General features: G+C 61.8%; 20 protein-coding genes and 1 pseudogene. 12 read left to right on the top strand and 9 right to left on the bottom strand.

The features are described from left to right. The 4 genes and pseudogenes from BSIN_RS26410 to BSIN_RS26405 form a co-directional block, all read right to left on the bottom strand. Positions 1-152 (bottom strand): annotated as a pseudogene (locus tag BSIN_RS26410) (aspartate aminotransferase family protein); the annotation flags it as partial. A 34-nt stretch (positions 153-186) separates the two neighbouring features. Next, on the bottom strand, positions 187-1,521 hold the full coding sequence (locus tag BSIN_RS05090; RefSeq protein ID WP_089339703.1) for a glutamine synthetase family protein: 1,335 nt from the start codon (positions 1,519-1,521) through the stop codon (positions 187-189). A 25-nt stretch (positions 1,522-1,546) separates the two neighbouring features. Then, a complete protein-coding gene (locus tag BSIN_RS05085) occupies positions 1,547-2,347 on the bottom strand; it encodes a gamma-glutamyl-gamma-aminobutyrate hydrolase family protein (RefSeq protein WP_089339702.1) in 801 nt (266 codons plus the stop codon). Between the two features lie 304 nt (positions 2,348-2,651). After that, positions 2,652-2,876, bottom strand: coding sequence for a hypothetical protein (locus BSIN_RS26405; protein ID WP_083237562.1), 225 nt, complete (start codon positions 2,874-2,876; stop codon positions 2,652-2,654). 461 nt (positions 2,877-3,337) lie between these two features. Between BSIN_RS26405 and BSIN_RS05075 the strand changes: the two genes are divergently transcribed. From BSIN_RS05075 to BSIN_RS05045, 7 genes are all read left to right on the top strand, one after another. After that, positions 3,338-3,889 carry a cupin domain-containing protein gene (locus tag BSIN_RS05075; RefSeq protein ID WP_089339701.1) on the top strand — a complete coding sequence of 184 codons (552 nt, stop codon included), beginning with the start codon at positions 3,338-3,340 and terminating at the stop codon, positions 3,887-3,889. A 77-nt stretch (positions 3,890-3,966) separates the two neighbouring features. Then, positions 3,967-5,457: an aldehyde dehydrogenase gene (locus BSIN_RS05070; protein ID WP_089339700.1), complete on the top strand. Its 1,491-nt coding sequence runs from the start codon at positions 3,967-3,969 to the stop codon at positions 5,455-5,457. A 132-nt stretch (positions 5,458-5,589) separates the two neighbouring features. Then, positions 5,590-6,552: an agmatinase gene (gene speB, locus BSIN_RS05065; RefSeq protein ID WP_089339699.1), complete on the top strand. Its 963-nt coding sequence runs from the start codon at positions 5,590-5,592 to the stop codon at positions 6,550-6,552. A 407-nt stretch (positions 6,553-6,959) separates the two neighbouring features. Next, entirely contained in the window at positions 6,960-7,250 is a 291-nt protein-coding gene (gene groES / locus BSIN_RS05060) for a co-chaperone GroES (protein ID WP_059520110.1), read from the top strand. Between the two features lie 16 nt (positions 7,251-7,266). Beyond that, positions 7,267-8,907, top strand: a complete 1,641-nt coding sequence (groL, locus tag BSIN_RS05055; protein WP_089339698.1) for a chaperonin GroEL — start codon at positions 7,267-7,269, stop codon at positions 8,905-8,907. Between the two features lie 277 nt (positions 8,908-9,184). Continuing rightward, positions 9,185-9,391 (top strand): hypothetical protein, encoded by a 207-nt coding sequence (locus BSIN_RS26720; protein ID WP_175581861.1) that lies wholly within the window; start codon positions 9,185-9,187, stop codon positions 9,389-9,391. 482 nt (positions 9,392-9,873) lie between these two features. Further along, positions 9,874-12,399 (top strand): adenosylcobalamin-dependent ribonucleoside-diphosphate reductase, encoded by a 2,526-nt coding sequence (locus tag BSIN_RS05045; RefSeq protein ID WP_089339697.1) that lies wholly within the window; start codon positions 9,874-9,876, stop codon positions 12,397-12,399. Positions 12,400-12,482: 83 nt separating this feature from the next. On the opposite strand, the gene BSIN_RS05040 is transcribed toward BSIN_RS05045, so the two are convergent. Further along, the gene (locus BSIN_RS05040) at positions 12,483-13,376 is read right to left on the bottom strand and encodes a LysR substrate-binding domain-containing protein (protein ID WP_089339696.1); all 894 of its coding nucleotides are present in this window, start codon (positions 13,374-13,376) and stop codon (positions 12,483-12,485) included. Between the two features lie 331 nt (positions 13,377-13,707). On the opposite strand from BSIN_RS05040, the gene BSIN_RS05035 reads away from it, so the two are divergent. Next, on the top strand, positions 13,708-14,346 hold the full coding sequence (locus BSIN_RS05035; protein WP_089339695.1) for a hydrolase: 639 nt from the start codon (positions 13,708-13,710) through the stop codon (positions 14,344-14,346). Positions 14,347-14,625: 279 nt separating this feature from the next. Here BSIN_RS05035 and ahpF read toward each other — a convergent pair whose 3' ends face one another. From ahpF to BSIN_RS05015, 4 genes are all read right to left on the bottom strand, one after another. Further along, complete coding sequence (gene ahpF / locus BSIN_RS05030; protein WP_089339694.1) at positions 14,626-16,239, bottom strand: alkyl hydroperoxide reductase subunit F; 1,614 nt, start codon at positions 16,237-16,239, stop codon at positions 14,626-14,628. Between the two features lie 162 nt (positions 16,240-16,401). Continuing rightward, positions 16,402-16,965: an alkyl hydroperoxide reductase subunit C gene (ahpC, locus tag BSIN_RS05025; RefSeq protein ID WP_059570392.1), complete on the bottom strand. Its 564-nt coding sequence runs from the start codon at positions 16,963-16,965 to the stop codon at positions 16,402-16,404. A 127-nt stretch (positions 16,966-17,092) separates the two neighbouring features. Continuing rightward, positions 17,093-18,172, bottom strand: a complete 1,080-nt coding sequence (locus tag BSIN_RS05020; RefSeq protein ID WP_089339693.1) for a lytic polysaccharide monooxygenase — start codon at positions 18,170-18,172, stop codon at positions 17,093-17,095. A gap of 176 nt (positions 18,173-18,348) precedes the next feature. Next, positions 18,349-18,834, bottom strand: a complete 486-nt coding sequence (locus BSIN_RS05015) for a hypothetical protein (protein ID WP_089339692.1) — start codon at positions 18,832-18,834, stop codon at positions 18,349-18,351. A 447-nt stretch (positions 18,835-19,281) separates the two neighbouring features. On the opposite strand from BSIN_RS05015, the gene BSIN_RS05010 reads away from it, so the two are divergent. From BSIN_RS05010 to BSIN_RS04995, 4 genes are all read left to right on the top strand, one after another. After that, positions 19,282-20,697, top strand: coding sequence for a circularly permuted type 2 ATP-grasp protein (locus tag BSIN_RS05010; RefSeq protein WP_069236471.1), 1,416 nt, complete (start codon positions 19,282-19,284; stop codon positions 20,695-20,697). Positions 20,698-20,818: 121 nt separating this feature from the next. Continuing rightward, complete coding sequence (locus tag BSIN_RS05005; protein ID WP_059520119.1) at positions 20,819-21,760, top strand: alpha-E domain-containing protein; 942 nt, start codon at positions 20,819-20,821, stop codon at positions 21,758-21,760. An 8-nt stretch (positions 21,761-21,768) separates the two neighbouring features. Then, on the top strand, positions 21,769-22,737 hold the full coding sequence (locus BSIN_RS05000) for a transglutaminase family protein (RefSeq protein WP_089339691.1): 969 nt from the start codon (positions 21,769-21,771) through the stop codon (positions 22,735-22,737). 2 nt (positions 22,738-22,739) lie between these two features. Beyond that, positions 22,740-26,156, top strand: coding sequence for a transglutaminase family protein (locus BSIN_RS04995; RefSeq protein WP_089339690.1), 3,417 nt, complete (start codon positions 22,740-22,742; stop codon positions 26,154-26,156). Positions 26,157-26,210: the final 54 nt, after the last annotated feature.

Raw genomic sequence — 26,210 nt, 5'->3', positions numbered from 1 at the left:
CGGCTGCCCGCGCGGTTGAGCGCGCCCATGTCCGAGAACGGGTGCAGGTGGTGTGCCGCGTCCAGCTCGCGGTATTCGGCGCTCGTGCGTTGTTCGGCTCGTGCGTTCGCTGCGGGCCGAACCCACACCGATTCGTTCGATTGATAACTCATCTTGACTCCTGTATCGATATGGCAGTGCGTCGGATCAGACATGCAGCAACAAATGCTTGCGCTCCCATGAACTGATCACGCGGAAAAATGCTTCGTATTCCGTTTCCTTCAACGCGAGGTACGCTTTCACGAACTTCTCGCCGAGCATTTCCGCGAGCGGCCCGCAGGATGTCATCAGCGTCAGGCCTTCTTCCAGATTGCGCGGCAGCTGATACGGCAGGCTGTAACCGTCGCTGACGAGCGGCTCGGTCGGCCTCAAACGCTGGGTCATGCCGAGATAACCGGCTGCGAGCGTGCCGGCGATCGCCAGATACGGATTGCAGTCGACGCCCGGGATCCGGTTCTCGATACGGCGCGACGCCGGCGACGAGTGCGGAATCCGGAAACCGACGGTGCGGTTGTCATAGCCCCACTGCACGTTGATCGGCGCGGCCATGAAGCGCGACAGCCGCCGGTATGAATTGATGTACGGCGCGAAGATCGGCATCAGCGCCGGGGTGTATTTTTGCAAGCCCGCGATGTATGCATGGAACATCTCGGTCGGACTGCCATCGGCCGCGGTGAAGATGTTCTGGCCGGTTTCCTCGTCGACGATGCTTTGATGCACGTGCATTGCCGAGCCGGGCTCGTTTTCCATCGGCTTGGACATGAACGTCGCATACATATGATGACGCAGCGCGGCCTCGCGTACCGTGCGCTTGAAGAGGAACACGCGATCCGCGAGGTTCAGCGGATCGCCGTGCAGGAAATTGATCTCCATCTGCGCGGCGCCGACCTCGTGAATCAGGGTGTCCACTTCGAGGTCCTGTACTTCGCAGTACTCGTAGATGTCCTCGAAGAGCGGGTCGAATTCGTTGACCGCCTCGATCGAATAGGATTGCCGTCCCGTCTCCGGCCGGCCGGTGCGGCCGACCGGCGGCGCAAGCGGCAGATCCGGATCTTTATTCATGTCGACCAGATAGAACTCGAGTTCCGGCGCGATCACCGGCTTCCAGCCCTTCGCCTTGTACAGCTCCAGCACGCGGCGCAGCACGCGGCGCGGCGAGATTTCGACGGGCGTGCCATCGAAATGTACGCAATCGTGGATCACTTGCGCGGTTGGATCGACCGCCCACGGAATCAGGCGGATGGTCGATGCGTCGGGCAAGCACACCATGTCGGGGTCGGTCACGCCGGTGAGCGTGCCGTCCTCCGGGTAGTCGCCGGTAACAGTTTGGATCATCACGGCTTGAGGCAGCCGCATCGATTCGCCGGTTTCGAACTTGCTGCGCGGAATGATCTTGCCGCGCGCGATGCCCGCCATGTCGGGGATGATGGCTTCTACTTCAGTAATCCGATGCTTTTTCAGGAATTCGTCGATTTCGTTCATGATTGTTCTCGTTGGGTCTGCCGGCTCATGCGCAAATCGGGCGCACGGGCGGCTGGTCGGCATCGTTGCGCATTCGGGCGAGCATCCGTTCTTGGCATGCAGCTCCGAATGCGCGGAAGATCGCGCTCGACAGCGGATCGCTCGCGTATTTCCATTCCGGGTGCCATTGCAGGCCGAGCGCGAAAGCCGGTGTGCCGGGTACGCTGATTGCCTCGATCAATCCGTCGGGCGCCGTCGCCTCGACCGCGAGCGCGGCACCCGGTTGGGCGATGCCCTGGCTGTGCAGTGAATTCACCTGCGCCTGGGCCATGCCGCCGGCAATGCGCTGCAACAAGCCGCCTGCCGTGAGCCGGATGGCGTGCGCGGGCCCGTACTGAACGTCGAGCGTGTCGTGCTTGTTCTCGCGGTGATCGGCAAAGCCGTCGACCGCATGAACCTGCTGGTGCAGCGTGCCGCCGAACACGACGTTCATTTCCTGGAGGCCGCGGCAGATCGCGAGCACGGGCACGCCGACATCGACCGCCGCGCGCAGCAACGGCAGCGTCGTCGCATCGCGGGCGGGATCGTGCAGCGTGTCCGGCGCACTCGGGGGAGCGCCGTAGCGATGCGGTTCGACGTTCGAGTAGCTGCCAGTGAAGAGCAGGCCGTCGACGGCGGCAACGATGTCGTCCGCTGCTTGCCGTGTGCCGAGCGCCGGGACCAGCATCGCGACGGCATCGGCGCCATCGACGATAGCCGTGATGTATTTCTCGCCGACGACATGCGATGGATGCACGCCGATCATTGTCTTGTCGGCGGTGATTCCGATCAGTGGTTTTCTCTGCATGACTTTTACGTTCCATTCATGCCCGGATGGCGATCAACCTGACGGTAGGCGCCGGATCGCGGGCGTGACAGAGCCCAACGGCCTTGCATGGCAGGCAAAGCCGTAAATAAAGGGGTGCGCGGCGGGCATGCGCAGGCGATCGGCCGGCAGCCGCATAACGCACGACGAAGTGATTCAGGGACGGCTGCCGGACGCGCGACACACCGACGTTCGTCGAACGCACGCGCACCGGCGATGTGCATCCGCACGCCGATCGGGCGCACGACGCACGTTCGCAGCGAACCTTGTCAGAAAGTAGGAGGCGCTATGGCAATAGCGAAGCGACTTCGTCGGTATGCACGGCGATATAGGCGCGTGCGGAGACGGCGTTATGACGTCGTACCGAGCGACGGGACAGGATAGTGAAGATGGATGGAAGCAGGCGAGGAGCTGACGCGCCGCTGCTTCCGTCGGGCAGAGCGAGGTCTTGGCGCAAACGGCACGCCACTTGACTTCGATCCCACCTTACCAGAGGGCCACGGACTCTCACGATTACACTCGACTGGTGACGTTGAAAGTATTCGACGCCTCGTTTCATTGAACACCTTGGGTGTTTAATAAATCGGGGCGACGGGGTGGCGGCATGATCGTCATCCGGCAAATGCTTCGGATACCGTCATAATGCGATACACGATGTATGACGATGGCATGACGCTGACCTGGGACCCAGCATATACGAGCCAAAATTGGCGTCAACGTTTTTCTAAAATCTTTATGGCCGGATCTTCCCTGATATTACTGGTTTGTCTGACGCAAAAAGCACGCATTTTTCGGGGTAACTCACGTCGTGTCGGTGTCCATTATTTCGAACGGCTTGCAGGGTTTCTACCGACGGAAAATAATCGAAAGTGATTAGAATATTCGACACGCGTGCTGCCCCTCTCGGTTCGCCCGTCGGTTCCCGTTCATCACTGTCACCGATCTCTATCCATCGTGCCGGAATCTCTATCGATGTCCACTGAAGTCGCCGCTCGCCTGCGCCACGTCCGCAAGAAGCATGGCCTGTCACAACGCGAGCTTGCCAAGCGCGCCGGCGTGACGAACGGCACCATCTCGCTGATCGAGCAGAATCGCGTCAGCCCTTCGGTAGGATCGCTGAAGAAATTGCTCGAGTGCATTCCGATGAGCCTGGCGGAATTTTTCACGTTCGAGGTCGATGAGGATCGTTCGGTGGTTTCGCGCCGCAACGAGATGCCGAACCTCGGCAATGGGGCGATCGAGTTCTATCTGGCCGGCTCGGGCGTGAAGGACCGCAATATGTGCATCATGCGCGAGGTGTATCAGCCGCTGGCCGACACCGGCCCGGAAATGCTCACGCATGCGGGGCATGAAGGCGGCGTGGTGGTGTCCGGGCAGATCGAGTTGACCGTGGACGGCACGACCTGGCTGCTCGACCCCGGCGACAGCTACTACTTCGAAAGCCGTTTGCCGCACCGTTTTCGCAACCCCAGTGCGGATGACGTTTGTGAGGTCGTGTCGGCGAATTCGCCCCCTACATTCTGACGGCACGCAGACGCCGTTCACCGTCGTCGCGCCGAAGCGGAATCGTCGCGGCGAGTCAAACCTGATGAGGCATTCCGATGGAAAAGAAGACTTTGGCGTATTGGCAGGACAAGGCTGCGTCGCTCGCGATCGAAGGCCGGGCATTTATCGATGGTGCCTACCGCGACGCGCAGTCCGGCAAGACGTTCGATTGCGTGAGCCCGATCGATGGCCGAGTGCTGGCGAAGATCGCCGATTGCGGCGCAGCGGACGTGGATGCGGCGGTTGCCGCGGCGCGCCGCGCGTTCGAAGCGCAGGTATGGGCGGGCCTGAATCCGCGTGAGCGCAAGGCGAAGCTGCTTCGCTGGGCCGCGCTGATTCGCGAGCATTTGGATGAATTGGCACTGCTCGAAACACTCGATGCGGGCAAACCGATCGGCGATACCACGACGGTTGACGTGCCGGGTGCCGCCTACTGCGTCGAATGGTTCGCTGAGGCGATCGACAAGGTCGGGGGCGAGGTGGTGCCGGCTGATCATCATCTCGTCGGACTAGTCACGCGCGAGCCGCTTGGCGTGATTGCCGCGGTGGTGCCGTGGAATTTTCCGATCCTGATGGCGTCGTGGAAATTCGGCCCTGCGCTTGCCGCCGGCAACAGCGTCGTGCTGAAGCCTTCGGAGAAATCGCCGCTCACTGCGATCCGGATCGCGCAGCTTGCCCACGACGCTGGCATTCCCGCCGGCGTGTTCAACGTGCTGCCGGGCGGCGGCGAGCCCGGCAAGCTGTTGGCGTTGCATGGCGACGTCGATTGTCTCGCGTTCACTGGCTCGACCGCGGTCGGCAAACTGATCATGCAGTACGCAGGCCAATCGAACCTGAAGCGCGTATGGCTCGAACTCGGCGGCAAGTCGCCGAACATCGTGCTGCCCGATTGCCCGGATCTCGACCGGGCCGCGAAAGCGGCGGCCGGCGCGATCTTCTACAACATGGGTGAGATGTGCACGGCGGGCTCGCGGCTGCTCGTGCATCGCGATATCAAGGAGGCGTTCGTCGAGAAGCTCGCCGCGGCGGCGCGTGCGTATGCGCCGGGCAACCCGCTCGACCCGGCCGTCTCGATGGGCGCGATCGTCGATCGGGTTCAGCTCGATCGCGTGCTCAGCTATATCGACGCGGGCCGCAGCGAAGCGAAGCTGGTGTTCGGCGGGGCGCGTGTGAACGAGACGAGCGGCGGTTTTTATATCGAGCCGACCGTGTTCGATACGACGCCCGATACGAAGATCGCGCGCGAGGAGATTTTCGGGCCGGTGCTGTCGATGATCACGTTCGATTCGCTCGACGATGCGGTGCGTATCGCGAACGACAGCGAATACGGGCTGGGCGCGGCGGTATGGACAGCGAATCTGACGACCGCGCACGAGGTGGCGCGACGCTTGCGCGCCGGCACGGTATGGGTCAATTGCTACGACGAAGGGGGTGACATGAATTTCCCGTTCGGCGGTTATAAGCAATCGGGCAACGGCCGCGACAAGTCGTTGCACGCGCTGGAGAAGTACACCGAGCTGAAGTCGACGCTCGTGCGGCTGCGCTAAAGGATTCGCAAGCCACCGCAGCGGCGCGCGTCGAGGCGTGCCGTTGCGTTCCCAATGAATCCGACTGCCGGCTCGCCCTTTGCGCGGTTTGCGCCGCGTCACCGCGGGGCCGGTTTCTCATCAGGTCATCCCATGGCTGACACACTCTATGGCGACGGCGCGATCCGTCGTTCGTCCGTCTACGGCTCGTCAATCGAAAATACTTATTCAGGCGTGCTGTCGTTTATGCGGCGCAGCTATACGCGAGAACTGGAAGGTGCCGACGTCGTCGTATCCGGTGTGCCGCTCGATCTCGCGACGACGTTCCGTCCGGGCGCGCGGCTCGGGCCGGCCGCGGTGCGCGCGGCGAGCGTGCAACTCGCGGAATTGCACCCGTATCCGTGGGGTTTCGATCCATTCGACGATCTCGCCGTGATCGATTACGGCGATTGCTGGTTCGATGCCCATAACCCGCTGTCGATCAAGCCGGCGATCGTCGCGCACGCGCAGACCATCTTGCAATCCGGGGCGACGATGCTGACGTTCGGCGGCGATCACTACATCACCTATCCACTGCTGATTGCGCATGCGCGCAAACATGGCAAGCCTCTATCGCTGATTCATTTCGATGCACATTGCGATACCTGGGCCGACGATCAGCCCGACAGCCTCAATCACGGCACGATGTTCTACAAGGCGGTCCGGGAAGGCCTGATCGATCCGAAGACGTCGGTACAAATCGGCATTCGCACATGGAACGACGATTTTCTCGGCATCAACGTGCTCGATGCTGCATGGGTGCACGAGCATGGGCCACGTGCGACGATCGAGCGGATCGAGTCGATCGTCGGCAGCCGCCCCGCGTATCTGACTTTCGATATCGATTGTCTCGATCCTGCGTTTGCGCCCGGCACGGGTACGCCGGTGGCGGGCGGGTTGTCGTCCGCGCAGGCGCTCGCGATCGTGCGCGGGCTTGGAGGTATCGATCTGATCGGCGCGGACGTGGTCGAAGTCGCGCCCGCGTATGACCAGAGCGAGATTACCGCGCTCGCGGCCGCGCATATCGGCTGCGATTTGCTGTGTCTGTGGCGGCAGCGCAAGGTCGGCGCGCGCTAGCGCGATGGGGACGGTGCGGCGAGACGCCGATGCGACGGCCGATGAGCGATGCGACCGGCGCCGTCGTCGCACCGGCACGCCGATAGGCGTGCGGTTAGCCGATTCGCGGCCTGCGACGGCGTTTCTTGCCGCGCTGCCGGCTGCGCCGAGCGGCGGGATGTGATCTATCAGGTATCCGAACACATCGTCGCGCATGCCGTTCGAACCCGTCCGACGGCCGCCCGGATACTTCAGAGCCGGATTGAGCTGGACGTCGACTCGTCAGGCAGGGCCGGCGCCTAATGCCATTCATCGATAAGTTTTTGAAAATCCGTTATTGGAGCGATTGGCGGCACGTTTCTATACTCGACACCTGATTGGCACTCACTTAACCCGAGTGCCAACAATTTCGATAAGGAAACGTGAGAATGAGCCTACGTCCGCTACACGATCGCGTCATCGTCAAGCGACTCGATCAGGAAACCAAGACCGCCTCGGGCATCGTCATCCCGGATAGCGCGGCGGAAAAACCCGATCAGGGCGAGATCATCGCCGTCGGCCCCGGCCGGCGCGACGCCGACGGCAAGCGCGTCGAGCCCGACGTGAAGGTCGGCGAGCGCGTGTTGTTCGGCAAGTATGCTGGCCAGTCCGTGAAGGTCGACGGAAACGAACTTTTGGTACTGCGCGAAGAAGATATTGTCGCAGTCGTCCATTCCTGATTGGGAGCACCGGATCATGGCAGCGAAAGAAATCATTTTTCATGACGGCGCACGTTCGAAACTCGTCGAAGGCGTCAATCTGCTGGCTAACGCGGTGAAGGTCACGCTCGGCCCGAAAGGCCGCAACGTCGTGCTCGAACGCAGTTTCGGCTCGCCCGTCGTCACGAAGGACGGCGTATCGGTCGCAAAGGAGATCGAGCTGGCCGACAAGGTACAGAACATCGGCGCGCAACTCGTGAAGGAAGTCGCGTCGAAGACGAGCGACGCGGCCGGTGACGGTACGACCACCGCCACCGTGCTCGCGCAGGCGATCGTTCGCGAAGGGCAGAAGTACGTCGCAGCCGGGCTCAATCCGCTCGATCTGAAGCGCGGCATCGACAAAGCGGTGGCGGCTGCCGTCGAGGAGTTGAAGAAGATCAGCAAGCCGACGACGACAAGCAAGGAAATTGCGCAGGTCGCCACGATTTCGGCGAACGGCGAGGAGTCGATCGGCCAACGCATCGCCGAGGCGATCGACCGTGTCGGCAAGGAAGGCGTGATCACCGTCGAGGATGGCAAGTCGCTCGCCGACGAACTGGACGTCGTCGAAGGGCTGCAGTTCGATCGCGGCTATTTGTCGCCGTATTTCATCAATAATCAGGACCGCCAACTGGCGGTGCTCGACGAGCCGTACATTCTGCTGCATGACAAGAAGGTATCGAACATCCGCGATTTGCTGCCGGTGCTCGAACAAGTGGCGAAGGCAGGCCGCCCGTTGCTGATCATCGCCGAGGACGTCGAGGGCGAGGCGCTCGCGACGCTGGTCGTGAACAATATCCGCGGCATTTTGAAGACCGTCGCGGTCAAGGCGCCGGGCTTCGGCGATCGTCGCAAGGCGCTGCTGGAAGACATCGCGATCCTGACGGGCGGCCAGGTGATCGCAGAGGAAACCGGCCTCACGCTGGAGAAAGCGACGCTTGCAGAGTTGGGCCGCGCAAAGCGTGTCGAAGTGGGCAAGGAAAACACCACCGTCATCGACGGCGCCGGCGAGAAGGTCAACATCGAGGCGCGAGTGAAGCAGATTCGCGTGCAGATCGACGAGGCGACATCGGACTACGACCGTGAAAAGCTGCAGGAGCGCGTGGCGAAGCTGGCTGGCGGCGTGGCGGTGATCAAGGTCGGCGGCGCCACCGAGGTCGAAGTGAAGGAAAAGAAGGATCGCGTCGACGATGCGTTGCACGCGACTCGTGCAGCCGTCGAAGAAGGCATCGTCCCTGGCGGTGGCGTTGCGCTGATCCGCGTGAAGCAGGCGATCGCGAGTTTGACCGGCGTGAACGCGGATCAGAAAGCGGGCATCAATATCGTGTTGCGCGCGCTCGAAGAGCCGTTGCGTCAGATTGTCGCGAACGCGGGCGAGGAGGCGAGCGTCGTCGTCGCGAAAGTCGCTGACGGCAAAGGCAATTTCGGCTACAACGCGGCGACGGGCGAGTATGGCGATTTGGTCGAATCGGGCGTGCTCGATCCGACCAAGGTCACGCGCACTGCGCTGCAGAACGCCGCATCGATCGCGGGGCTGTTGCTGACGACCGATGCGACTGTTCACGAAGCACCGAAGGACACACCACCCGCGCCCCCCGTGGGCGGCCCCGGCGCGGGCGGGCCGGGCTTCGACTTCTGACTTCGGCGCATCGATCGCGCGAGCGTGCCGCTGGAGCGGCGACGCGTGCGGTCGGCAAACCGGGGGGCGTTTCGACGCCGCTCCCCGGTTTTTATTTTTCCGGTCCGTCAGCGTCCAACAAAACCATTGATTGGCTGTTGTCGAGCCTGGGCCCCGTCAGTTCGATTTTCCCCGTTGGCCAGTATTGCTGGCGGCGGATGGCGTGCATCGACGGCCGGCCACGCGAGAGAGGGTTTTCATGTGATCCTTGACGGCCGCTGCCGGCTGCATTTTGCCGATGGCCGCCCATCCCGATGAGCACTGCTTCGGTACCGGCCTATCGACAGGCGTTGGTTCCGGCTTGACCAGAGCCTTGCTGCGGCGCGCGATCGGCCTGCTGTGGATCGTGCTGGTGCCGGTGGAGATGCTTGGCATGAGCGCCGATCTCAGTCCTCTCATGCTAAATACGCGTGATCGGCTTGCCATTCGGAACTGGCCGCGGTGATCGTTGTAACCGGCGCGATCGGGTTTGTGCTCGACGCGCTCGAGCGAGCCACCTTGCTCCGCCGGACGAGCGCGCGGGCCTGACGCGTGCGCAATATGGCGCGAACCGCGCGGTGCGTGGGGCCAGCCTGCGCCGTCTGTTGCAAGCGCTTTGCAGCGGATGCGCCAATACCCGCGCCGCCTGCCCGGTTGTTGCGCGACGACAAGCGGCCGGCTGCGCGTTGATCCACAATATCAAAACGCCTGCGCGGTTTCCTCGCAGTTTCCCGACACGTAGCGCCTCTGCCGCCGGTCGGCGCGCTATCGCGGTGAACCGCTTGACTGTCGTGATTCATGCGACAGCTTCGCACGCGAGCCGATTGCGGCCAGTGCTCGCGTGCGTTATGGTCGTCGAATGGGCAGCGTGCCGCTTCGTTCGCAGTGCCCCGATGATCGTCATGGTGGGCGTCATCCATTCGCAGGTGCTGCAAAAAAGGGGTATTCATGGCGACTATCGATGCCGGCTTCCATCTCGCCCCACAGCCGTTCTCCATTGACGTGCTGCTGGAAAAATACGCGAAAGGCGACGAGCGGAGCGCAGACGACGTGTTTCGCCGCGTCGCGCGAGGCGTCGCACAGGCCGAGCCGCGGGCGCGGCGCCGGGAGATCGAGGCGCGCTTCGTCGAGCATCTGCAGCAGGGTGCGCTCGGCGCGGGACGGATCATGAGCGCGGCGGGCAGTCCGATTGCGGCGACGCTGATCAACTGCTTCGTACAGCCCGTCGGTGATTGCATTCAGGGCGTCGACGAGCGCGGGCTGCCCGGTATCTATGTCGCGCTGTTGCAGGCGGCCGAGACGATGCGGCGCGGCGGCGGGGTCGGCTACAATTTTTCGGCGATCCGTCCGCGCGGTGCTTACGTGCATTCGACGGGTTCGAGTGCATCGGGGCCGTGCAGCTATATCGACGTGTTCGATGCGTCTTGCCGCACTGTCGAAAGTGCCGGCTCGCGGCGCGGCGCGCAAATGGCGGTGCTCGACTGCGACCATCCGGATTTGCACGAATTCATCGAAGCGAAGCATTCGAAAGGCCGTTGGAACAATTTCAATATTTCCGTCGCGGTGACCGACGCATTCATGAACGCGGTCGAGCAGGACTTGCCGTGGCAGCTCGTGCATCGCGCGGAGCCGTCGCCCGCGCTGCGCGCGGCGGGCGATCTTCGACAGCGCGACGACGGCCTGTGGATCTATGCGGAGAAGCGCGCCCGTGCGATCTGGGACAAGATCATGCGCTCGACCTACGATATCGCCGAGCCAGGTGTCGTGTTCATCTCGAAAATGAACGTCGACAACAATCTGCGCGCGATCGAGACGATTCGTGCGACGAATCCGTGCGGCGAGCAGCCGTTGCCCGCCTATGGCTGCTGCAATCTCGGGCCGCTGAATCTGACGCGCTTCGTTATCGAACCGTTCGCGTCGCTGCGCGGTGCGACGAGTGCGTTCGATTGGAATGCGTTTGCCGAACGCACGGCCATGCAAGTGCGTTTTCTCGACGACGTCCTCGACGTGACGCTATGGCCGTTGCCCGAGCAGCGGCGCGAAGCCCAGGCGAAGCGCCGCATCGGCGTGGGCTTCACGGGGCTCGGCGATGCGTTGGTGATGCTGGGTTTGCGTTACGATTCGCCGCAAGGGCGCGATTTCGCGGCACGCATCGCGCGCACGATGCGCGATGCCGCCTATCGTGCGTCGGTCGAGCTCGCGCGCGAGCGCGGTGCGTTTGAGCTGTTCGATGCCGACCAGTATTTGCAGGCGGGCACGTTCGCATCGCGTCTGCCCGAAGACATTCAGCAAGCGATCCGCCGCGACGGTATTCGCAACAGCCACCTGCTGTCGATCGCGCCGACCGGCACCGTGAGCCTCGCATTCGCCGACAATGCGTCGAACGGCATTGAACCGGCGTTTTCGTGGAGTTATCAGCGCACGAAGATCATGGCGGACGGCAGTCGCCAAACATTTCCGGTCGAGGATTACGCATACCGGCTGTACCGCGAGTTGGGCGGCGACGTCGATGCGCTGCCGGACTGCTTCGTCAGCGCGCTGCAGATGTCCGCGCATGACCATCTCGAGATGATGGCCGCGGTGCAGCCGTACATCGACACGTCCATCTCGAAGACAGTAAACGTTCCGGCCGATTACCCGTTCGACGATTTCGAGAGCCTTTATTTCGATGCATGGAAGCGCGGCTTGAAGGGGCTCGCAACGTACCGGCCGAACGAGACACTGGGGGCGGTGCTGCATACGGACGGGCCTGCGGACGCGCTCGCCGATACGGATCTCGATCCGCTCAAGATTGCAATCGATCATCGGCCGAGGGGGGAATTGCCCGCAGCGATCGAGAAGGTCGAGTACATGACGCAGTTGGGCAAGAAATCGATTTACGTGGCGGTGTCGTTTCTCGAAGTGACCGGATCGATCGGCGGCGAGGAAGTGACGATCGAACGGCCGATCGAGTTTTTCATTCCGGTGGGCCAGCGCGATGAGTCCCAGCAGTGGATCACGGCGACGATGCGCTCGCTGTCGCTTGCGGCGCGCGGCGGATTTGTCGCGCGGAATCTGCAGGACATGCGCAAGGTGTCGTGGGATCGCGGGCAGGTACGGCTCGGTGAAACACAACGGCTCGACGGCCGGCGCATTCCGCTATGGCACGACTCGGAAGTCGCGGCGCTTGCATATGCGATCCAGCAGATTCTGCATCGTCGCGGCTTTCTCGATGCGCAAGGCAATCAGGTACCGTCGCGCTTGCTTGCTCAGTTGTCGCGCGGCGCGGCGGCTGCCGCGCCGAAGCCGGATGCCGCCACGCCGTCGCCTCGAGCCGGAGCGGGCGGCAATGATGCGGCAGGGCGTTTGCGCGAATCGATCGAACCGCGCACGATGTTCGGCCGAAAATGCAATTCGTGCGGTGCGAATGCGGTGATCCGTAAGGACGGCTGCGATTTTTGCACGGCATGCGGCGAAATCGGTGCTTGCGGTTGAACCGTGAGAGCGACGGGCGAATGGTTTCGCTTGTGTCGCGTTGACATCGACGAAGCTGACGCACGGCTTCTGGACTACTCACGTCAGTCCCGCCGAATATGCTCTGCCAGGAAGTCGATCAGCAAGCGCACGCGGGGGAGAAGACCGCGCCGGGACGGAAATACCGCGTGGATCACGCCTCCCTTGGGCGCCCAGCGCGGCAGCGCGTCGACCAGGGTGCCGTTGCGCAAGTCATCTTCAACCACCATACACGGCAGTTGGGCGATTCCGACGCCATTGATCGCGGCATCGCGTAGCGCATGCATATCATCGGTGATGAAACGAGGGTGGTGGCGCAATTGTGCTTCCACGCCATGCGGCCCAGCCAATTGCCATATGTGGTTTCGCGGTGGCCCCCAATCGACGCTCGGCAGGCCGGTCAATTCGTTGGGGTCCGTCAGCAAGTCGCGCCCTCTCAGTAAGCCCGGAGCGGCCACCAGCCGCTGTGGACTGTCCCCGAGGATTCGCATCACAAGGTTGCTGTCCTCCAACGGAGGAAAGCGCACGCGCAATGCGAGATCGAGACCCTCGCTCAATAGGTCGACACGGCGATTGGTGGCATCAAGGTGTACCTGCACCTTCGGGTACGTGGCCATGAAGCGCGCCAGCAGGTTACTGACGCGGTACTCGAGCAGTGCTGTTGGGCAACTGACGCGCACGATGCCTTGCGGTTCGGCATGCTGACGCTCCACGATCTCGCGCGCAGCATCCGCCTCCACCAGTACGGCGACGCATCGTTCGTAAAACTCGCGCCCGGCTTCAGTGACAGCGAAATGACGTGTCGTTCGCTGCAGCAGCCGCACATTGTAGTGTGCCTCGAGTTCCGAGATGCGCCGGCTCAGTGTCGATTTTGGTACGCCCAGCACCCGCCCGGCCTGAGTGAATCCACCATGCTCGACCACTTTCGCGAAGTAATAGAGGTCGTTCAGATCGTCCATGATCGTTCCATTTATAGAACACTGAAGGCATTTGACGATACTGGGAATCAAATTGTTCCGGGAATAGGATATTGAGCAAGGCGAATCAGCTCTGTTCCGGGAGCACCGAATCGGCTGGGACAGATCGCTGGTGATCGAGCGCAACGCGGCCGTGTGCGCGGCGCGTTGCCGGGTTACTCGAGCCTGGTGCTTTCGCTTCCCGCGCTGCCGAAATTGGATATTTGCGACAGTCAGGGAAAAAAGCCGCACGGTTTCCTCGCTGTTGCATACGAGCCATGCATTGATAATTTGGACTATTTATCAATTTTTTACACTGTTTCTGGAGGCTACCATGGCAAGCGAACCGATTCGCGATCCGGCGGACGACCATCTGCTCACGCCGAAAAATGCGGCATTTATCATCATTGATTATCAGCCGGTCCAAGTGAATTCCATCGCGTCGATGGATCGCCAACTCCTGGTCAACAACATTGTGGGGGCTGCGAACGCTGCCGTTGCCTATAAACTGCCGATCATCCATTCTACGGTCAATGTGAAGACCGGCCTTAACAAGCCGCCTATCCCGCAACTACGCGCCGTGCTGGGCGATTACCCGACTTACGATCGCACGAGCATTAACTCGTGGGAAGACGTCGAATTTCGCGAGGCCGTCGAGGCAACGGGGCGCAAGAAATTGATCATGACTGCGCTGTGGACAGAAGCCTGTCTAACGTTTCCGGCGCTCGATGCGCTGAAGGCCGGCTATGAGGTATTCGTCGTCGCCGACGCGGTCGGCGGCACATCTGTTGCCGCGCACGAAGCCGCATTGCGTCGTATCGAACAGGCGGGCGGCAAGCTTATCAGCGTTGCCCAACTGTTCTGTGAGCTGCAACGCGACTGGGCGCGCAACGAAACCGTACCGGCGTTCATGAATCTGTTCATCGATACCGGCGGAACGGCCGGCATTCAGTTCGCATACGATAAGAGCTGATATATCCGACGCGCGGTGCAGTTGAGTCAACTGCGCTTATGCATTCGCGATTTCCTGCGAATATCCGGCATCAGTATGGGCGGATATTGGCGCCGCGTGATCGGGGAAACCACGCGGCGCGAATGCTTGATTGCTTGGGACTCGGCAATACCGTCAAATGTTGTTTTCCAAACGGACATGAGCGTATTTACTACGCCTTCCGAAATCGCAAGACAAAAAATGCCCTCGCCACGATACCCGCCATCGTAGCGAGGGCCAACGGTAGACCAGTGAAATACCTTAGGCGGCGAGCGCCTCGCCGCTGCGCACGATAGTTCCGGCCGACGCGGATACCATGTCCGGCGCGGCGTCGCTGCGAATCAGATAATCGAATGCACCGAGTGCGGCCTTCGCACCTTCGCCGAGCGCGATCACAATCTGCTTGTAGGGCACGGTAGTCGCATCGCCGGCGGCGAACACTCCTGGTGCCGATGTCGCACCGCGTGCATCGACGACGATTTCGCCGTGCTTCGATAACGCGATCGCGTCTTTCAGCCACTCGGTGTTTGGCACGAGCCCGATCTGGACGAACACGCCTTCGAGTTCGATGCGCGTTGTTTGGCCGCTGAGCAGATCGTCATAGACAAGCCCGTTTAACTTCGTGCCGTCGCCGGTCAGCTCGGTTGTGCGCGCCTGCGTGATCACCGTCACATTCGGCAGGCTGCGCAGCTTGCGTTGCAACACTTCGTCGGCGCGCAGTTGCGCTCCGTATTCGATCAATGTGACTTCGCGGACGATGCCGGCCAGATCGATCGCCGCCTCGACGCCGGAATTTCCGCCGCCGATGACCGCCACGCGCTTGCCTTTGAAAAGCGGGCCGTCGCAATGCGGGCAGTAAGCGACTCCGCGATTGCGGTAGTCGCGTTCGCCCGGCACACCGATTTCGCGCCAGCGAGCGCCAGTGGCGAGCACGACTGTTTTCGCCTTCAGCACGGCGCCGCTCGCGAGATGAATCTCGTGGATGCGACCAGGGACGAGTCTGTCCGCACGCTGCATATCGATTACGTCGACTTCATACTGCTTGACGTGCTGCTCGAGCGCTGTCGCAAATTTCGGCCCCTCTGTCTCCTGGACCGATACGAAGTTTTCGATTGTCATCGTATCGAGCACCTGGCCGCCAAAGCGTTCAGCTACGACGCCGGTTGCGATACCCTTGCGCGCGGCGTAAATGGCCGCCGCAGCACCGGCGGGGCCGCCGCCGACGATCAGCATGTCGAACACAGGCTTGACCGCCAGTGCCTGTGCCGCTTGCTCGTCGGCGCCGTTGTCGAGTTTGGCGAGAATTTCCTTCACGCTGCTACGGCCCTGGCCGAACGTTTCTCCATTGAGGAAAAGCGTGGGCACGGCCATGATCTGACGGGTTTCGACTTCGTCCTGGAACAGTGCGCCGTCGATCATCACGTGGTGGATGCGAGGATTGATCAGCGCCATCATGTTGAGCGCCTGTACGACTTCGGGGCAGTTCTGGCACGTGAGCGAGATGTAGGTCTCGAAGCGATAATCGCCGTCGAGCGAACGGATCTGCTCGATTACCGCGTCGTCGAGTTTCAGCGGGTGACCGCCTGCTTGCAGCAGCGCGAGCACAAGCGACGTGAGCTCATGCCCCATCGGGATGCCGGCGAAGCGGATGCGGGCGTCGCGTCCCGGCTCGCCAACCGTAAACGACGGTTTGCGTTCGGCATCATCGCGGCGCTCGACCACGCTCACCTGCGGCGACAGCGAAGCGATCTCGTCGAGCAGCGCGCGCAGCTCGTGCGATTTGTCGCTGCCGTCGAGCGATGCGACCAACTCGACCGGCCGGCTGATTCTTTCGAGATACGATTTCAGCTGATTCTTGAGGTTGGCGTCCAGCATGACGATTCGGATTCCATAATGATAGGGGAAGGTCTTGCCGCTGGTTTGTAACGCGCCGTGACCGGCGCTAATGCGTGTGATGCCGAGCGGAGAGCGTTGAAGCGATGCGACGGATTGCGCCGCGCGGCCCGGAACGCACCGCGCACGAGCCGCCGCGTGAGCTTAGATCTTGCCGATCAGATCGAGCGAAGGCGTGAGCGTATCGGCGCCGGGCGTCCATTTCGCAGGGCAGACTTCACCTGGATGAGCGGCGATGTACTGCGCTGCCTGCACCTTGCGCAGCAGTTCGCCGGCATCGCGGCCGATGCCGTTGTCATGGATTTCGCAAAGCTTGATTTCGCCTTCGGGATTGATCACGAACGTGCCGCGCAGCGCCATGCCTTCTTCTTCGATCAGTACGTCGAAGTTACGTGAGATCGTGAGCGTCGGATCGCCGATCATCGGATATTTGATCTTCGAGATCGTGTCCGACGTGTCGTGCCAAGCTTTATGTGTGAAGTGCGTATCGGTCGAAACCGCATAGATTTCAACGCCCAGTTTTTGGAATTCGGCGTAACGATCGGCCAGGTCGCCAAGCTCGGTCGGGCAAACGAACGTGAAATCGGCCGGATAGAATACGACGACGGACCACTTACCCTTCAACGTCTCGTCGCTGACCGGTACGAAATCGCCGTTGTGGTATGCAGTGGCTTTGAACGGTTTGATCTGGGTGTTGATGATCGGCATTGCGTGCTTCCTTTTGAATCGAAGTGTGATCAGGAAGCGTCAGTATGGCGATTCGACCAATTATTGTGAAATTGCATGTTTTAATGATGGGAATCGCCAATTTCTATCCGAAGCGCGGCAATGCGATTCAGCGTGCGCCGACGATTTCGATTGCGCTGGCATGGTTCGGCGACAACCAGACCTTGTTTGCGCCGATGTTGGTCGAGTCGAAGGCGATCGTGTTGCCCGAGCGCACGCCGATTCGCGCGAATTGGCCATAGCGGCTGTTCACCTGATCGGCGAGTTGCTTGGCCCATACGCTACGGTTGGCATTGGCCGATGAGATCGGAACGCGAATATCGACGACCTCCGTGCCGCGCGCATCATTGCTCATCACACGAAAACGAACCTGTTCGCCCTCGCGCGGAGTGAGGCTCGACTCAACGAAGTTGCGTGCAGCGATCCATTGGAAGCCGGATGCGTGCGAGTCCGCAGCGATCGTCACGTCGCTGCAATTGAAAAACCCTTCATTGCCGGGGTCGATGCGCTGCCAGTAGCTGTACAGCACGGCATCGCCGGTGCGGCCAGGCGGGAGCGTCACATCCAGCTTGTAGAACGAGCTGATCGTGCCGGGCAGGTGGCCCGCGCCGTTTGCGGGGATGGGGGCGGGCGCCGGGGCGTCGTAGATTTGCGTCAGGTCGCTCCAGCGTAGCGGCTGCGCAGGATCATACGATGGATTCGAGATGAACACGCGCATGCGCGCCGGATTATGCGAGGTGGTGTTTTCCCATACGAGTTCCACGTGCCCGTTGATCGGCGTCAGTTGCGTTTTGCGCCAGAGCGCAGTTGGCGCCTTGTCGAGGCCCACTTTCGCGGGGTCGCCGCCCGCGCACAGCGTGCCGTCCGGCACGGCCGCTTTTAGCTTCGTGAGATCGTTGCCCTGGCCGACCGGATTTGCGGACACTTCATTCCATTGCGTAAACGGGTAGGCCGAGTTATTGCCGGCGCGAAACGCGGTTCGGCAGTCCTCATAGGGAATTCCGGAGCCATCGGGCGGGTCCCAGTAGCCGCCGTCGAGGTGGCATTGGTATTGCCGGGCGATTGGAAAGCCGACGGCGCCATGCGCATTGGCTTTGTTCATGGGCGCGATCTGGACGGCCAGGGATACGGCGAGCAAGACGAGGCGGCTCGCTCGGCGGCGCGACGATGCATCGATAAAAGTCGTCATTGAATGTTCCTCCTGATGGTAAACAGTGCGACACACACGGCGTATCGCTCGAAACCGCGCTGCTCATTTCGGATGTCGAACAATGGACCGGCGAAGCCGTTTTAGCCTATGCAAGCTCAGTAGGAACCGTTACCACGAAACTTCGGGGCTTTACGACGAAGCTTTTATCGGGTGCATCAATGGATATAAGGCTTCGGTTGTGTTGTGGAGCGGATCGCAAGCCCGGCGTCGAGCAGCGCGATCGAAAACCACCGGGCGATCTTCAGTACGCCGCTGTCCGGACAGCGCGGCAGCCAATGCGCGAGTGCGCGCAATGCGGCTTCGCTGCGGGCAGACTGCAAATCCGCAAGCGCTTGCAGCAGCATCGCTTCGTCTATCGCAAGCCGGTCTCGGCAGTGGCATCGCTCATCGCGCGGACAATTGGCGTCGCACTGCAGAAAGCGCATCAGCATGTCGAAATGAACGAGGCCGTCGGTGTGCAGACCCGCGTCGGCCAGCACGTTGCGCCATGATGGCGGTTCGCGATGCGCGGCACTGAGGTTCGCGCATCGCAGCCATGAGCGCATGGCTGTCAGTACGATGCGTTCAGCATCGTCGATGCTCAGGCCGTCGACGGTATCGTCTGCTGGCGCGGCGTTTCGCAGGGTATCGCGGATATTCATGAATGAGCCTCCTGAAATTGGCGCGGCCCGTGATGTGTGTGGCCACGCAACGGGCGAGTAACAAGCGCTATCATCGCGCCATTTTTTTATAAATGCAAATGATTCTCATTTATAAATTGGGGATTTGACGGCAGCACGGCTATGCATGCTGCGTTGCGCAAGCCCTGTGGGAAAAAATCGGCAAGCACACATTCATCGGAGAACGAAGCAACTTCCCGCATAGACAGATGCGATGGAAATCTGCGACGCTATTCTCGCGGGCGAAGCCGATTGCGCCGAGTCAGCGCATGCGGACCACGGGCGGCTGCACCGTCATGGTGCGGCGTGCTGCGCAAAAGTGCCGAATCAAACCGGGAGACGGATTCATACAAGGCACGCTCTTTGCTCGCGAAACATAACGCCGGTACGGCATCGACAGGTGCCGAGCAAACGATGGAGAACTCTTCGATGAAGCCATTCGATGAAATGTTGAAACCCGGCGATAGTGTTCGAGCGCCCTATGAGCGCTTGAAACAATGGCTCGATACGCAGGATCCCGCGAGCCTCGCGCAGAAGGCGCACGACGCGGAAGGCGTGTTCCGCAAGACGGGCATTACGTTCGCCGTCTATGGCGATGTCGAAGCCGCAGAACGGCTGATTCCGTTCGACATCGTGCCGAGGATTATTTCCGGACAGGAGTGGAACAGGCTGTCGCAAGGCATCGAGCAGCGCGTGATGGCGCTCAATGCGTTTCTCGACGACATTTATCACCGCCAGGAGATCGTGCGCGCGGGGATCGTGCCGAAGCACTTGATTTCGCATAACGAGGCGTTTTTGCCGGAAATGATCGATTTCCGTCCGCCAGGAAACGTTTACACGCACATCATCGGCGTCGATATCGTCCGGACTGCGGAAAATCAGTTCTACGTACTCGAGGACAACGCGCGCACGCCATCGGGCGTGTCGTACATGCTCGAAAACCGCGAAACGATGATGCAGCTCTTTCCCGAGCTGTTCCAGCAGGTAAAGGTGCGTCCCGTCGAAACCTATCCGCAGCTCCTGCGCCAGTCACTCGCGGCCGTGTGTCCGCCGGGCGGCAATGCCGACAACCCGACCGTCGCGGTACTCACCCCGGGTATTCACAATTCCGCTTATTACGAGCACGCGTTCCTTGCCGATCAGATGGGGGTGCATCTCGTCGAAGGCAGCGATCTGCAGGTGATCGACGATCGCGTCGCGATGCGCACGACCGAAGGTTTCAGGGCGATCGATGTGCTGTACCGCCGCCTCGACGATGCGTTCCTCGATCCGCTCACCTTCAGGCCCGACTCGGTGCTCGGCGTGGCGGGCATCATGGATGTCTACCGTGCCGGCAATATCACGATCGCGAACGCGCCAGGCACCGGCATCGCGGATGACAAGGCGATTTATTCGTATATGCCGGAGATCGTGGAGTTCTACACCGGCCGCAAGGCGTTGCTGGAGAACGTGCCGACTTGGCGCTGCGCCGAGGACGACAGCCTGGATTACGTGCTCGCGCACCTCGACGAACTCGTCGTGAAGGAAGTGCACGGCTCGGGGGGATACGGAATGCTGGTTGGCCCAGCCGCATCGAAAGCCGAGCGTGACGCATTCGCGGCCAAGCTGCGCGCGAAGCCATCGAACTATATCGCGCAGCCGACGCTTGCATTATCGACAACGCCGATCCTGACCGAGAAGGGGCTCGCGCCGCGTCACGTCGATCTAAGACCGTTCGTGCTGGTTTCGGATCGTATCCGCATCACGCCAGGCGGCTTGACGCGGGTTGCGCTGAAGGAGGGGTCGCTCGTCGTCAATTCGAGTCAGGGCGGCGGCACCAAGGATACCTGGGTGCTCGCTGACTGACGCGCATGCCCGGCACGTGCCGGACATGCGCGATGACACGAGCGATGCGCACGCTGGCCGGCGTGCGCAGGCGGCGCGCGCAGACGCGCCGGACCGAATAACGATCAGTGGATGAAACACCATGCTTCTCGGACGGACAGCAAGCGGACTTTACTGGATGTACCGCTATATCGAGCGAGCGGAAAATACCGCGCGTATCGTCGATGCGGGGTTGCGGATGGCGCTCACGCGCACCGCGGATGCGCCGGCGGAATGGTCGTCGGTACTCGTCAGTTCGGGTGCCGACGACGGTTATCGGCAGAAGTACGAAACTTATGCGGCTGATACGGTCACCGATTATCTGCTGCGCGATCGAGACAATCCATCGAGCGTGCTCTCATGTATCGAAAGCGCTCGCTCGAACGCACGGATGGTCCGCACGGCCCTCACGCGCGAGGCCTGGGAAAGTGTGAACGGTGCGTGGCTGGCGATCAGGCGCGGCCTTGCGCAGCCGATTCTGGCGAGCGGATTGCCGGCCATTCTCGACGAGATCAAGCGCGAGACCGCACTGATTCTCGGCAGTTTCTACAGCACGATGCTGCGCAACGAGATTTTCGATTTCGCGCAGATCGGCGCGTTCATCGAACGCGCGGACAACACCGCGCGAATTCTCGACGTCAAGTATCACCTGCTGCTGCCCTCGGTGTCGCACGTCGGCACGATGCTCGACAACTACCAGTGGGAATCGATTCTGCGCTGCGTCGCCGCGCACCGGTCTTACCGCTGGGTCTATGACGTCCAGTACAAGCCGCTCAACATTGCCGACTACCTGATTCTCAACGGCCGGATGCCGCGCTCGCTGCGTTTCTGTTACGGCCATGTGACGTCGAGTCTCGGCCATCTCGCGAATGATTATGGCGTCACGCACGCTTGTCACGAGACCGCGGCCAAAATCAAGCAGTCGCTCGAGGACAATACGGTTCAACGCATTTTCAAGAGCGGGCTGCACGAGTTTCTGACGGATTTTATCGCCAAGAACAACAGTCTCGGCGTCGAAATCGCCCAAGCCTACAACTTCGACTGAGAACAGCCATGCGTCTTGCCATTCGCCATCTTTCGCGTTTCCAGTTCGACGAACACGCCACCCATGCGCTGCAGCGCTTGCGGTTGCGCCCACAAAGCGGCCCATCCCAGACCGTGCGGGCGTGGCAGGTGACGGTCGACGGCGTCGAACCATCACTCAGTTATGCAGACGGATTCGGTAACCGGGTCGATCTCATGCGGCATGAGCGCGACAAAGCGGAGGTCGTCATCGTGGCGGCAGGCGTCGTCGAGACGCAGGACCGCGCAGGCATTCTTGGCCAGAATGACGGCTATGCACCGCCATGGCTGTTCGAGCGCACCACCGAGCTGACGCGCGCGGGCGAGGCGATTCGCGCGCTCGCGGCGGCGCTGCCAATCGAGCATCGCAGCCTGGATGCGCTGCACTGGCTGATGACCGAAGTGCATGGACGAATCGCATATGACCCGAATGTACCGCCGACGCCGCGCGATGCGCAGACCGTGCTGCAAAGCGGTGTTGGCACGAGCCGCGATCATGCTCATGTGTTCGTCGCGGCGGCGCGCGCGCTGAAGATCCCGGCGCGCTACGTGGCGGGCTATTTGCTGACCGACGTCCCGATGCAACGTGCTGTCGAGACGATGCACCAGGCAAGCGGCGCCGCGCAGCAGACGATGCAGATGCGGCAGCAAGACGCGCAGACGCTCGATGCGGACGCAACGCGCATGGCGCAGGGCGATGCAGCCCGGCAGCCGAGCGCGGCCCGGCATCACGCTTTGTCGGGCGTGATGCCGTCGCAAGCCGGCCATGCATGGGCTGAAGCGTATGTCGAAGGGCTTGGCTGGGTCGGTTTCGATCCGTTCATGAACCGCTGCCCGGACGAGCGCTACGTGCGGACAGCGGCGGGCCTCGATTATCGCGATACGATGCCGGTCCACGGTTTCGGAGCAAAGCTCGCGGACGTCGTGATAAGCGTGATCCAATCGCCGGAGCTTGTCTGACCATGTCGATCCACGTCGCGCTTCACCACGTCACCCGTTACCGTTACGACCGTGCCGTTCATCTCGGGCCGCAAGTCGTGCGCCTGCGGCCTGCACCGCATTGTCGGACCCCGATTCTCGCGTACTCGATGAAGGTCGAGCCGGCGACGCATTTCGCCAATTGGCAACAAGATCCATTCGCAAACTATCTTGCGCGGCTCGTATTTCCCGAAAAAACGGGCACGTTCGAGATCGTCGTCGATCTCGTTGCGGAAATGTCGGTCTACAACCCGTTCGACTTTTTCCTCGACGAGCGTGCACAAAGCTTTCCGTTTTGCTACGAGGATGCGTTGCGCGATGAACTCGCGCCGTATCTCGCGTGCGACCCGCCAACGAGCGAGTCGACCGTATTTCGTTCGTATATCGAATCGATCGATCGCACGCCGGCGCGCACGATTGATTTCCTGGTGGCGTTGAACCAGCGGCTTCAGCGCGATATCCGGTATCTGGTGAGGCTGGAGCCAGGGGTGCAGACGCCCGAGCAGACGTTGAAACTCGCATCGGGCTCTTGCCGCGACAGTGGCTGGCTGCTGGTGCAAATCTGCCGTCGTCTCGGCTTGGCAGCACGTTTCGTGTCCGGCTATCTGATTCAACTCACGCCCGACGTGAAATCGCTGGACGGCCCAAGTGGCACTGAGTCCGATTTCACCGATCTGCATGCATGGTGCGAGGTGTATTTGCCCGGTGCGGGCTGGATCGGGCTCGATCCGACCTCGGGGCTGCTCGCGGGAGAAGGGCACATTCCTCTTGCCGCCACGCCTCAGCCGACGAGCGCCGCGCCGGTGGAGGGGCTCGTCGACGAGTGCGACGTCGAGTTCGAACATGAGATGCGGGTAACCCGGATTTACGAATCGCCGCGTGTGACGAAGCCCTATACCGACGAGCAATGGCAGCGCGTGCTGAGCCTCGGCGGCCGGGTCGACGCCGCGCTCGATGCGGGCGACGTGCGGCTTACGCAAGGCGGGGAGCCGACCTTCGTATCGATGGACGATCGCGACGGCGCCGAGTGGAACACCGACGCGCTTGGGCCTACCAAGCGCGGTTATGCGACATCGCTTATCCAGAAGCTGCGCGACGAATATGGAACCGGTGGTTTCCTGCATTTCGGGCAAGGCAAGTGGTATCCGGGCGAGCAGTTGCCGCGTTGGGCGCTGTCGGTATTCTGGCGCGCGGACGGTGAGCCCGTCTGGCACGATCCGACGCGGTTCGCCGACGAGCGCGAGCCGTCTTCATATACGACGGCGGATGCCGAACGCTTCATTCGCGCACTCGCGATGCGTATCGGCGTGACGAGCGATTATGTGACGCCCGGCTATGAAGACGCGTGGTATTACCTGTGGCGCGAACGGCGGCTGCCGGTAAACGTCGATCCGTTCGATGCTCGGCTCGATGACGAACTCGAGCGCACGCGGCTGCGCAGAGTGTTTTCTCAACAGCTCGACAGCGTGATCGGCTATGTATTGCCGCTCGAACCGCTCGAAGGCAATGCCGCGCTCGCGGGGCCGTGCTGGCAGACTGGGCCATGGTTTTTCCGCGACGAGCGGATGTATCTGGTTCCCGGCGATTCGCCGATGGGTTACCGGCTGCCGCTCGATTCGCTGCCGTGGGTAAGCAGTGGCGATTATCCCTACCTTGTCGAGCGCGATCCGTTCGCGCCGCAGTCCGCGTTGCCCGGTGCAGCGGCGTTGCGTGCGCGCTATCTGGACCGGCATGAATCGCGCGGCTACGACGCGGCACGTGGCCACGCGGCCGCAGCGCGTACTGTGATGCAGGCTCGCACGGGCGAGGGCGCCGAGATCGCCGGCCGGAACGAATCGTGCGATTCCGCGCGCTATCCGTCGCGCTTCGAATCGGCCAAGTGGATCACCCGTACCGCGCTTTGCGTCGAAGTGCGCAATGGCTTGCTGTATGTGTTCATGCCGCCGATGGCCGCGATCGAGCATTATCTCGATTTGTTGGCGGCGGTGGAATTGACCGCCGAGTCGCTCGATATGAAGCTCGTGCTGGAAGGTTATCCGCCACCGCGCGACGCGCGGCTCAAGATGCTGCAAGTGACGCCCGATCCTGGCGTCATCGAAGTCAACATCCATCCGGCGCACAACTTTTACGAACTTGTCCAGCATACCGAATTTTTATACGACGCCGCGTTCCGCTCACGGCTGTCGAGCGAAAAATTCATGGTCGACGGCCGGCACGTGGGCACGGGCGGCGGCAACCATTTCGTGCTCGGCGGTGCGACGCCCGCCGATAGCCCCTTCCTTCGGCGTCCCGATCTGCTCGCGAGTCTGATTGCCTATTGGCACAATCATCCGTCGCTGTCGTATCTGTTCTCGGGGCTCTTCATCGGACCGACGAGCCAGGCGCCGCGCGTCGACGAAGCGCGAAACGATCAGGTCTACGAACTCGATATCGCGTTTGCCGAGATTCGACGCAACAAGATGCTCCACGGCGAGCACATGCCGCCGTGGCTCGTCGATCGCGTGCTGCGTAATCTCCTGATTGATGTGACGGGCAACACGCATCGCAGCGAGTTCTGCATCGACAAGCTCTATTCGCCGGATTCGGCAACCGGGCGTCTCGGTCTGCTGGAATTGCGGGCCTTCGAGATGCCGCCGCACGCGCGGATGAGCATCGTTCAACAGTTACTGCTGCGTGCGCTGGTGGCCCGTTTCTGGCGCACGCCTTACACGACGCCGCTGACCCGCTGGGGCACCGCGCTGCACGATCGCTTTCTGTTGCCGACGTTCGTAAAGCTCGATTTCGACGATGTGTTGACCGAAATGCACGATGCGGGCTTCGAGTTCGATCCTGCGTGGTTCGCGCCGCACTTCGAGTTCCGCTTTCCGCTGTTCGGGCAGATTGCCGTGCGCGGGATCGAACTGACGTTGCGCGGCGCGCTGGAGCCATGGCACGTGATGGGCGAGGAAGGTGCGGTAGGCGGCACGGTGCGCTATGTCGATTCATCGCTCGAGCGGCTCGAAGTTCATCTGAGCGGCCTGAACGACAGCCGCTACATGGTGAGCGTCAACGGCCGCGCGCTGCCGTTGCAGCCGACCGGCTTTGCCGGCGCATACGTTGCGGGCGTGCGCTACAAGGCTTGGTCGCCGCCATCGGCGCTGCATCCGACGCTCGGCGTGCATGCCCCGCTCGTGTTCGACATCGTCGATACGTGGATGCAGCGCTCGCTCGGCGGTTGCCAATATCACGTCGTGCATCCGGGCGGCCGCAGTTACGACACGTTTCCGGTAAATGCATACGAAGCCGAAAGCAGGCGGCTCGCGCGCTTCGTGTCGATCGGGCACACGCCTGGTGCGATGGCAGTCGAGCCGGCGGAGGCGAGCCGCGAATTCCCGTGTACGCTGGATTTGCGGCGTGGCTGAGCGCGGCGGGCGCGGGTGCGGCGTCCGAGCGCGCGATATGCGCGAGTGCCGGCA

The sequence above is a fragment of the Burkholderia singularis genome (genome assembly GCF_900176645.1).
Taxonomy (GTDB): Bacteria; Pseudomonadota; Gammaproteobacteria; order Burkholderiales; family Burkholderiaceae; genus Burkholderia; species Burkholderia singularis.
Note: the sequence above shows the minus strand (reverse complement) of the source record. Positions and strands in the feature narration are given on the sequence as shown.